This window comes from Nonomuraea sp. NPDC049784 (assembly GCF_040659615.1).
GTDB lineage: Bacteria > Actinomycetota > Actinomycetes > Streptosporangiales > Streptosporangiaceae > Nonomuraea.
This window is the reverse complement of the sequence record NZ_JBFAMX010000400.1, coordinates 1-9,396: the sequence shown is the minus strand read 5'-3', so window position 1 is coordinate 9,396 and position 9,396 is coordinate 1. Positions and strand designations below refer to the sequence as shown.

Genomic DNA, 9,396 nt, shown 5'->3' with positions numbered 1-9,396 from the left:
GCCCCGCCCCGCCCCGCGCGCCACTGGGGGGCCCCCCCGCCGGTGCTGCGGTTCGCGCCCAGCGACGTGCCGCCCGCCCCCTGGTACGCCGGCGGCACGATGCTGGGGCTGACGATCTGCCTGGCCGCCGTCGGCTACGTGGCGGGCCCGGTGGCGGCCATGGTCGTACGCCTGCGCGGCCGCGGCCAAGTCCCCGCCGAGGTCAACGCCACGCTGTGGCCGCCGATCAGGCGCAGGCTGAGACGGATGGCCTGGACGGGCCTGGGCCTGCTGGCGTCGGTGGTGGCGTTCATCACCTTGCTGGTGCTGTTCTCGGTCAACCAGGCGGGCGCCTGGCCCGCCGTGCTGGCGGGCTGGCTGGTCGTGCGGCTACTGGCCGTACTGATGCTGATCCAGGAGGTCACGGCGGTGGCGGCGTTCGTGTCGGCGCTGCGCGAGGACCTGCGTCCCGGCCGGTGGCAGCACGTGGCCGTCGCGGGCGTGCTCGGCGGCACGGGCCTGCTGCTGGTGGCGGCGGCCTACTACGGGCTGTTCTCCTTCCCCTGGTAGACGAATGCGTTCATCCAGCGGTCCAGCTCGGTGAACACCTGCTTGCGTACCGACTCGGCCGACAGCACGAGATCGTGTACGCCGTCCGGGATGCGCACGCAGGTGACGTGCGGGCCCAGCGAGGTGGACCAGCGGGCGATGTGCCGCGGATCGAGCACGATGTCCGCCGAGCGAGCCTCCGGCACGAAGTCGCGTACCCGAAGCCCGTTGGCAGAGGCGAGCACGAGCACCGGCACGTCCACCGCGAGCCCCGCGTGCAGCCGCCGCTGAGCCCTCCGGATGGCGGCCAGCCACATGGCGTGCACCGAGAAGCCCCCGAGCGGCTTGAGCGTCAGGTCGTAGTCCCACTCGCCGCCCTCGCTGCGGTGCAGCGTCTGCCCGTAGACGGTGCTGACCCCCAGCGGGAGCGCCCTTTTCGTGTACGAGAGCGGCGTCTTGAGCAGGTCGGCGGCCAGGCGGAGCGGGGCGGGCACGTTCAGGTCGAAGAACGGGCTGTTGAGCGCCAACCCCTGCACGAGACCCCGGCCGCGGACCCGGTCGGCCCACAATGAGGCGACGAGGCCGCCGGTGGAGTGGGCGTTGATCGTCAGCTCGTCGTGGTCCTGCCTGATGAGGCGGACGGCCTCGTCGATCTCCGGGAAGTAGTCGGTGACGCTCCTGATCAGGCCCCTGGTCTGGTGCGGCAGTAACGAGCGCCCGTACTTTCGCAGGTCGAGCGCGTAGAAGTCGATGCCGCGCTCGACGTAGTGGTCGGCCAGGTGGTCCTGGAAGAAGTAGTCGGTGAACCCATGCAGGTAGAGCACCGCCCTGCGGGATCCGGCCTTCCTGGAGACCAGCGTCGCGACGACCTCGCCCTCGAAGTCGTCCGGCATGTGCAGCACGGTGATCTCGTACATGCTAGACACGATAGGGATTGTCTGGCCATGACGGGACACCCGGCGGCATGTCCTTGCTCACTTTCATCGGGAAGTCGGCCTGCCGCTTCTCCAGGAACGCCGTCACCCCCTCAACCGTGTCGGCCGCACCGCCCAGCTCGGACATGAGCCGGGAGTCGGCCGCGTGCGCCTCCCATGGAGAGGCCGCCGACAGGCCCGACCACATCAGCCGGCGGATGGCGGCCACGGAGACGGCGGAGGTGTTGTCGGCGATCTCGCGGGCCAGCGCGTACGCGGCCGGCAGCAGCTCGTCCGGCGGGTACACCCGCGAGACCAGCCGCCCTTCGAGCGCCTCGGAGGCGGGGAAGACCCGGCCGGTCGCGGCCCACTCCATGGCCTGGGAGATGCCGACGATCCTGGGCAGGAACCAGCTCGACGCGGCCTCGGTGACGATCCCGCGCCGCGCGAACACGAACCCGAACCGCGCGTCCTCGGAGGCCAGCCGGACGTCCATGGGCAGCGTCATCGTCAGCCCCACGCCCACGGCGGGGCCGTTGATCGCGGCGATGACCGGCTTGAGCGAGCGGGCGATCCTGAGCGCGACCGTGCCGCCGCCGTCGCGCGGCGCGCCGTCCACCAGCTCGTCCTCCCTGCGGTGCCCGAACGTGCCGCCGCCGCCGCTCAGGTCGGCCCCGGCGCAGAACGCGCGTCCCGCGCCCGTGACCACCACCGCGCGCACCTCGTCGTCGGCGTCCGTCAGGTCAAGCGCCGCGATCAACTCTCCGCGCATCGCAAAGGTGAAGGCGTTCAGCCGCTCCGGACGGTTCAATGTGACGGTGGCGATCCGGTCGGCGACCTCGTACTCGATCTCGGTGAAGTCTGTTCGGCTACTGATGTTCATCCTCCGATAAAGACATATTTCGTATTCGGTGCGTAGGCTGCCGCCTCGATTGATGCCTGAGGTGGGCCGCGCCTTACGGTCTGGTAGCGGCCATCGCACCTACGGTAGAGGCCTCGGCCGGGGCCTGAATGTTGAGCTCGGGGGAAACGGGGAAGGCGTGCGGCAGGCAAAGGAACCGGCGAGTGCCGGAGCGGTCCTCGGCTGGCTGGTGCTCGCGGCACTGGCGCCCGGGGCCGCCCATCTGCGTGCCGGTTGGCGCAAGACCGGACTCGTCCTGCTCTCCTGCTACATCGTCGGGTTGCTGGCGCTGCTCGCGCTGGCGCTGACGACCGACAACCTGCTGGGCTCGCTGACCGAGAACTCCTGGCTGACGTCGATCATGGTGGGCACCGGCGTGCTGGGAGTGGCGTGGTTCGCCCTGATCGTGCACTCGTTCGTCGTGCTGCGGCCCGGGCGGCTGCCGCAATCCGGGCAGATCCTCAGCGGCACACTGGCCGGGCTGCTCGCCGTCGTGGTGGTGTTCCCGTTCGGCTGGGTGACCCAGGCCGTGTGGACCTCGCGGCAGACGCTCAACGACATCTTCCAGGAGACGCCGTCCGACGCCCCGTCCGACGGCGCCGCCGCCGCGGAGAAGCCGGAGGACCCGTGGACGGGGCGGCAGCGGGTCAACATCCTGCTGCTGGGCGGCGACGGCGACGACGACCGGATCGGCATACGCACCGACAGCATGAACCTGGCCAGCGTCGATGTGAAGACCGGCAACACCGTACTGTTCAGCCTGCCGCGCAACCTGGAGGACGTGCGCTTTCGTCCAGGCACCCCGATGGCGCAGCGCTTCCCCACCGGCTTCCGGCTCCCGCCCGACCCCGGCGGCGGGCGCAGCGACCTGCTCAACAGCGTCTGGGAGTACGCCGACTCACACCCGGAGATCTTCGGCGGCAAGCAGCACCAAGGCGCCAAGGTGCTGATGGACACCATCGGCTACACCCTCGGGGTCAAGGTCGACTGGTACGCCCTGGTCAACATCTGGGGGTTCGCCCGTATCATCGACGCCATCGGCGGCATCACGATCACCGTCGAGCAGGACGTGGTCTTCGGCAAGTACAACGAGGGCCTGGTCAAGGCCGGCACGCGCAAGCTCAAGGGCGCCGACGCGATGTGGTACGCCCGCTCGCGCACGTACAGCGACGACTACACCCGGATGCACCGCCAGCGCTGCGTGCTCGGCGCGCTCCTCGACCAGGCGGACCCGGCGACGGTGCTGTCCAGGTTCAACCGCATCGCGCTGGCCACCAAGGAGCTGATCAAGACCGACATCCCGCGCGGGATGCTCAAGAACCTGGTGCCGCTGTCCTTGAAGGTCAAGAACGCCAAGGTGACGAGCGTGCAGTTCGTGCCCCCGCTGATCAGCACCGGCTATCCCGACTGGGAGAAGATCCGCGAGATCGCCGGCAAGGCGCTCCGCGACTCGGCCCGCGCCGACTCCCCGGTCGCCGCCTCCGCCAGCCCTTCGTCCTCGCCATCGGCCTCGGCTTCGCCCTCGCCGAAGAAGTCGGCCGCCGCCAAGAAGACAGGCCAGAACCCAGCCAAGGGCCTCATGGAAGGCTGCGGCGGACCACTCTGACGGGCTGCTTGGAAGCGTACGCGGGCGGTGCGGCCCTGATGGCGTCCGGCATCGAGGTGAGCCGTCTGGCGGACATCGTCACCTTGGTCGACGACGCCATCCCGGAGGCCACCAGCCTGGCCCTCTCCTTCAACCTGGACGTGGTGACGATGGGCGGCAGCCTGTCGGCGGCACAACCGCTGATCACCTCGATCAGGACCGCGGCCTGGGAGCGGCGCCTCCCGCCGGCGACGAGAGACCTGGAGGCCGCCGCTCTGAAGGTCACACCTTGAAAATCGAGGTGTCCAGATCGAAGTCGACGGGGGCCGGCAGCTTGATCGGTTTGCCGACATGCGCAATGACCGCCACCCGATAGGCGTCATCTTCGATATCGCTGAACACGGTCACGCTCGGGTCTTTGGCTAGCGGATCGATCAGCAGGTAGATGGGCACCTTGCCCAGCGCGTACAGGCGCAGCTTCTCCTTGCGGTCGATGTCCACGCTGCCGGGTGAGACGACCTCAGCAACCATCAGCACCCCGGACGAGAGCAGCTCTCCCGCGCCCCAGCGAGGGCAGTCAGGAGGCGCGAGGACGAAGTCGGGCACGAGAGAATCTCGGGGGCCTTCGATGCAGATGTTCAGGCCGCCGGGGGCTCCACGCCACCCTCGCTCCCTCCTCAACGGGAGGAGCGCGTCGTGCAGGTCTACGGCCATCCAGGTGTGTTCTGGGCTGCCCATAGGACTCACAAGCAGTTTCCCTTCGATGACCTCAACCCGGAAGCCGGGGAGGGGGGGCAGGGCATCGAACAGCTCACGAGCTGTCTGCGGTATGTGCGGGGAGCTCGCTTGGGTTGATTCCGTGTGGTACTCCTCTTCCAGCATTGCGACCATGGAATCTTTCCCTTCGTATTCGAACGGACACGCTAAGTATTCCATCTTCCGATTGCGTCCGCCACAGAAAACCGATTGCCCCGCCGGCGCGGGCAGTCAAGGATGGGCGGCGATGGGCAAGACGAAGATGCACGCCGACGAGGTCCAGACCGATGCCGCGCTCGTTCGCCGGTTGCTCGCGGGACAGTTCCCGCAGTGGGCCGGGTTGCGGATCGAACCCGTTGACTCCTACGGCACAGATCACGACATATACCGACTCGGCGACCACCTGTCCGTACGCATGCCGCGCATCGACTGGGCCACCGGACAGGCGGCCAAGGAGGCGCGGTGGCTGCCGAAGCTGGCACCGCACCTGCCGCTCGCGGTTCCGGTGCAGCTGGCGATGGGCGATCCGGCGGAGGGCTATCCGTTCGGCTGGTCCGTGTACGAGTGGCTGCCCGGCCAGAACGCCAACGGCGCGATCCGCGACCTGGACCAGGCGGCCGTCGATCTCGCCGCGTTCGTGAAAGCTTTGCGGCAAGTCGGCAAGGCGGGCGCGCACCCGCGTGCCCGTGGGTCTCGTGGCGGCCCGCTGGCAGAGAGCGATGAGCCTGTCCGCCGGTCGATCGCCCAGCTCGGCGACCGCATCGACGGCGCCGCGGCCCTGCGCTCGTGGGAGGAGTCGCTCGGCGCCCCACCCTGGGACGGTCCGGAGGTCTGGGTGCACGGCGACCTGCTGCCGGGAAACCTGCTGGTCGTCGACGGCCGGCTGTCGGCGGTCATCGACTTCGGCGGCCTCAACGTGGGCGATCCCGCCTGCGACCTCCAGCCCGCGTGGAACGTGTTCGCGGGCGAGAACCGCCTGCGTTTCCGGTCCGAGCTCGACGTTGACGACGCGTCATGGCTGCGCGGCCGCGGCTGGGCGCTCTCCCAGGCCGTGAACGCGCTGGCGTACTACTGGGACACCAACCCGGGGATGGTCCGCCAGACCTCCCACGCGCTGGCGCAGGTCCTCGCCGAAAACCCTTGAGCACGTGACCGTTCCGCGGCTCGACTGGCCTTCCCGATGAAGAGCTGGAGGCCGGGCGGGGCGAGGCCCGCGCCCTGGGAGAGGCGCACCGCGACGCCGGGCGGCCGTCGAGGCCCGGCGGCGCTCGCCCGAGGTCCTGGACGCCATCTCGTCGTCCGAGGCGGCCGAGGTCGCGGCCTTGATCGAGCGGTACGGCGAGCACCCGGTGAATCGGACGGACTGACTCACCCCCTTGCGGCCCTCCTCCTGTCTTCGGATTAAGGTCTGGAGGGTGGAACGGATCTTGGCGGCGGCTTCGGCGGCCTTGGGCGAGACGATCAGCCGGCCAGTCGATCTGGGCGGGAGTTCGCGCAGCAGCGTCCTGCGGTGCGTGACCGACGGGGGCGGCACGGTCGTGGTCAAGGCGTACCGGGACGCCAAAGGCTTCGCGGCAGAAGCAGCCGGGTTGCCACTCGGCGGCGGGTTCGGGCCCCGGCTGCTGGCGGTGGACCCGTCCTTCCCGCTCATCGTGATGTCGGACCTCGGCGCCGCGCCGAGTCTGGCTGACGTGCTGTTAGGGGGGTCGGCGCGAGCTGCGAGGGAGGGCCTGCTCGCGTGGGCACGGACGTACGGGGGGATCGCCGTGGCCGGCGCGGGACGGCGGCATGAGTGGGAGCGGTCAAAAGCCGCCTACTCCGGGGACGGTACGGGGTGGCGTCTCGTCCGCGACGTCGGCGAGCTGGGAGAGGTGCTACCGATCGTTCCTCCGGGGCTGGACGGCGAGCTGGCGACGCTGAGGGCAGGCACCGAGCGGTACCCGGTGTTCTCTCCCGGTGACATCTGTCCGGACAACAACCTGCTGACAGCGGACGAATTGCGTGTGCTCGACTTCGAGAGCGCCGGGTACCATTCGGCCTTCCTTGAAGCGGCCTACGTGCGGATGCCGTTCGCGACGTGCTGGTGCGTGTTCCGGCTGCCGCCCGGGCTGGAAGCGGAGATCGAGGGCACCTACCGCAAGGAGGTGATCTCCGTCCATCCCGAGCTGGCGGATGACCAGCTATGGGAGACAGGGATGCGGCAGGCCGTGACCACCTGGACGATTCACCTGACATGGGTCTTCCTGCCCCGGGCACGTGAGCGCGATCAGCCCATGCATCGCGCCCGGACGCCGGTGCCGAGCATGCGCCAGCTGCTGCGCTACCGGTGGGCTCGTCTGCTGGAGGAACTCGGCCAGGGCGAAGACGAGTTCGCCGCCGTACGCGAAGTCGTACGGGCGTGGTTGGAGGAAGCCGCGGAGTGGGATGTCGCGGAGTTGCCCCGCTACCCGGCCTTCACCTCAGCCGCACCAGACTGAGGGGCGGCTATGGTCTGGCGATCCCGCCTGCGGCCGCCGCCCATACCGCCGCCGGGGTCAGGGGCATGTCGATGTGGTCCACGTCGAGGGCGTCGCAGACGGCGTTGACTATGGCGGGTGGGATGCCGATGCAGCCCGCCTCGCCTGCCCCCTTGGCTCCCAGGGGCGTGTTGGGGTTGGGGATGGCGGTCTCCAGGAGGGTGATCGGAGGCATGTCGGCGGCGGTCGGGAGGAGGTAGTCCAGAAGCGTCGAGGCGTACGGCAGGCCGTCCTCGCCGATGACCGCCTGCTCGTACAGGGCCTGGCCGAGGCCCTGGGCGATCGAGCCGTAGCCCTGGCCGCTGACGATCATGGGATTGACGACCACGCCGTAGTCGTCCACCGCCACCAGTTGGCGCACGTGGACGGTGCCGAGGTCCGGGTCCACCTCCACGACGGCGACGTGTGCGCCGTACGGGAAGGCCTGCGGCGGGGCGACGATCTCGTCGGCGCGTAGCGGGCCGGTGCGGGCGACCAGTTCGCCGATGGGCAGCCCGGGCAGCGGGCCCGCCGCGACACCGGCCGCGAAGTCCCCCGCCCCAGGGCCGTCCGCCACGGGGCCGGGCACGGGGCCGTCCGCCGCAGGGCCGGGCGCCTGGGCGGCGCACGTGTCGCCTCCCACCACCAGGCGGCCCGCGGCGTACGAGACCTCCTCCTCCCCCACCCCGAGGAGCTCGGCGCAGCGGCGGCGGGCGGTGGCGACGAGGGACTCGGCGGCGCGCCACAGCGCCGCCCCGCCCACCTGCATGGAGCGACTGCCGAACGTGGCGAAGCCGTAGGGCACCTCGCCGGTGTCGCCCTCGACGACGCGGACCCGGTCGACCTCCACGTCCAGAACCGAGGCCACCACCTGAGCGAACGCGGTGAAGTGGCCCTGCCCGGTGGACGTGGAGCCGACGCGGGCGATGAACGTGCCGTCAGGGCAGGCCTCCACGCTGCCGAACTCGTCACTGTCCGGCGGGCCGCCCGAGCGTTCGACGTACGTGGCGATGCCCACCCCGATCGGCGGCTCGCCCTCCTCGCGGCGGCGGGCCTGCTCGGCGCGGACCTCGTCGTAGCCGACGGCGGCGAGGGCCTTGTCGAGCGCGGCGGCGTAGTCGCCCGAGTCGTAGGTGCGGCCGGTCGGCGTCAGGTACGGGTACTGGTCGGGGCGGATGAAGTTGCGGCGGCGCAGCTCGGCGGGGTCCACGCCGAGCCGGCGGGCCAGCCGGTCCACGGTGCGTTCGAGGGCGTAGGCGGCCTCCGGGCGTCCCGCGCCGCGGTAGGAGGTGGTCGGGGCGGTGTTGGTGAGCACGCAACGGACCCGGGTGTGCACCCTTGGAGTGCGGTACGCGCCGGTGCTCATGGCTCCGGTCATCATGGGGACGAAGGCGCCTGTGTGCGGGTACGCGCCGATGCCGGCGTCTATCAGCAGCTCGTACGCGAGGAAGGCGCCGTCGTCGTCGGCCGCCAGCCGTACCCGCTGGGTCTGACCGCGGCCGCGCGGGCCGGCCAGCATGGCCTCGGCGCGGTCCTCGCACCAGCGGACCGGCCGGCGCAGGTGGACGGCCAGCAGGGCGGCCACCAGGTACTCCGGGTAGGTCTGGCTCTTGGCGCCGAACGCGCCACCGGTGGCCGGGACGATCACCCGGATCCGCTCCCTGCCGAACCCGAGCGCCGCGGCGAGCGAGTCGCGCAGCCGGTGCTGGGCCTGGTGTGACGCGTACACGGTGAGGTGGTCGCCACGCCCCGGATCGACCAGCACGGCCCTCGGCTCCAGCGACGTGGGGAGCAGGAGCTGCTCACGGTAGGCGCCCTCGACCACCACCGGGGCGGTCGCGAACACGTCGTCGGCCGGCTCGCCGAAAGTGCGCTCGACCGCCACGTTGTCACGGTCGTCGAACAGCCGGGGGCCCTCGGTGCCCGAACGGCGCCGGTCGTCGAACTGGTCGTGCCCGCCGGCACCGGGTGCGAGGGTGAAGGGCAGTGGTTCGAGGTTCAGGCGGACGGCTTCGGCACCGTCCTCGGCGCGGGCGCGCGTACCGGCGGCGACCACGGCGAGCGCCTCACCCGGGTAGCGGACGCGGCCGGTGGCGAGCAGCGGCCACGGCGGCACGCCCTCCCCGCCGGGCAGGTCGCGGGCGGCGAGGTACGGCAGGTCGGCGGCGGACCACGCGCCCGCCACCCCCTCCTCCTTGAGCGCGGCGGCCACGTCGA

Annotated in this window: 8 protein-coding genes and 1 pseudogene; 5 read left to right on the top strand and 4 right to left on the bottom strand. The window is 70.8% G+C overall.

The annotated features are described in order from the left end of the window. Positions 1 to 549 (top strand): annotated as a pseudogene (locus AB0J09_RS44930) (alpha/beta hydrolase); the annotation flags it as partial. On the opposite strand, the gene AB0J09_RS44925 reads toward AB0J09_RS44930, so the two are convergent. Both AB0J09_RS44925 and AB0J09_RS44920 read right to left on the bottom strand, forming a co-directional pair. Then, positions 522 to 1,445, bottom strand: a complete 924-nt coding sequence (locus AB0J09_RS44925; RefSeq protein ID WP_360705524.1) for an alpha/beta hydrolase — start codon at positions 1,443 to 1,445, stop codon at positions 522 to 524. The pseudogene AB0J09_RS44930 and the gene AB0J09_RS44925 sit on opposite strands and share 28 nt — an antisense overlap. Position 1,446: 1 nt before the next feature. Continuing rightward, the gene (locus AB0J09_RS44920) at positions 1,447 to 2,325 is read right to left on the bottom strand and encodes a crotonase/enoyl-CoA hydratase family protein (RefSeq protein WP_360705521.1); all 879 of its coding nucleotides are present in this window, start codon (positions 2,323 to 2,325) and stop codon (positions 1,447 to 1,449) included. A 157-nt stretch (positions 2,326 to 2,482) separates the two neighbouring features. Here AB0J09_RS44920 and AB0J09_RS44915 point away from each other — a divergent pair, with 157 nt between their 5' ends. Together AB0J09_RS44915 and AB0J09_RS44910 are read left to right on the top strand one after the other, a co-directional pair. Continuing rightward, the gene (locus tag AB0J09_RS44915; protein WP_360705518.1) at positions 2,483 to 3,949 is read left to right on the top strand and encodes an LCP family protein; all 1,467 of its coding nucleotides are present in this window, start codon (positions 2,483 to 2,485) and stop codon (positions 3,947 to 3,949) included. A gap of 8 nt (positions 3,950 to 3,957) precedes the next feature. Continuing rightward, complete coding sequence (locus tag AB0J09_RS44910) at positions 3,958 to 4,221, top strand: hypothetical protein (RefSeq protein WP_360705515.1); 264 nt, start codon at positions 3,958 to 3,960, stop codon at positions 4,219 to 4,221. On the opposite strand, the gene AB0J09_RS44905 is transcribed toward AB0J09_RS44910, so the two are convergent. Then, positions 4,211 to 4,864 carry a Uma2 family endonuclease gene (locus AB0J09_RS44905; RefSeq protein WP_360705512.1) on the bottom strand — a complete coding sequence of 218 codons (654 nt, stop codon included), beginning with the start codon at positions 4,862 to 4,864 and terminating at the stop codon, positions 4,211 to 4,213. The genes AB0J09_RS44910 and AB0J09_RS44905 overlap by 11 nt on opposite strands. A gap of 67 nt (positions 4,865 to 4,931) precedes the next feature. Between AB0J09_RS44905 and AB0J09_RS44900 the strand changes: the two genes are divergently transcribed. After that, complete coding sequence (locus AB0J09_RS44900) at positions 4,932 to 5,828, top strand: aminoglycoside phosphotransferase family protein (protein ID WP_360705509.1); 897 nt, start codon at positions 4,932 to 4,934, stop codon at positions 5,826 to 5,828. A gap of 271 nt (positions 5,829 to 6,099) precedes the next feature. Next, on the top strand, positions 6,100 to 7,161 hold the full coding sequence (locus AB0J09_RS44895; RefSeq protein WP_360705507.1) for a hypothetical protein: 1,062 nt from the start codon (positions 6,100 to 6,102) through the stop codon (positions 7,159 to 7,161). Positions 7,162 to 7,168: 7 nt separating this feature from the next. Here the strand turns inward: AB0J09_RS44895 and AB0J09_RS44890 are convergent. Then, a partial coding sequence (locus AB0J09_RS44890; protein WP_360705504.1) for a xanthine dehydrogenase family protein molybdopterin-binding subunit occupies positions 7,169 to 9,396 on the bottom strand: 2,228 nt, incomplete at its 5' end.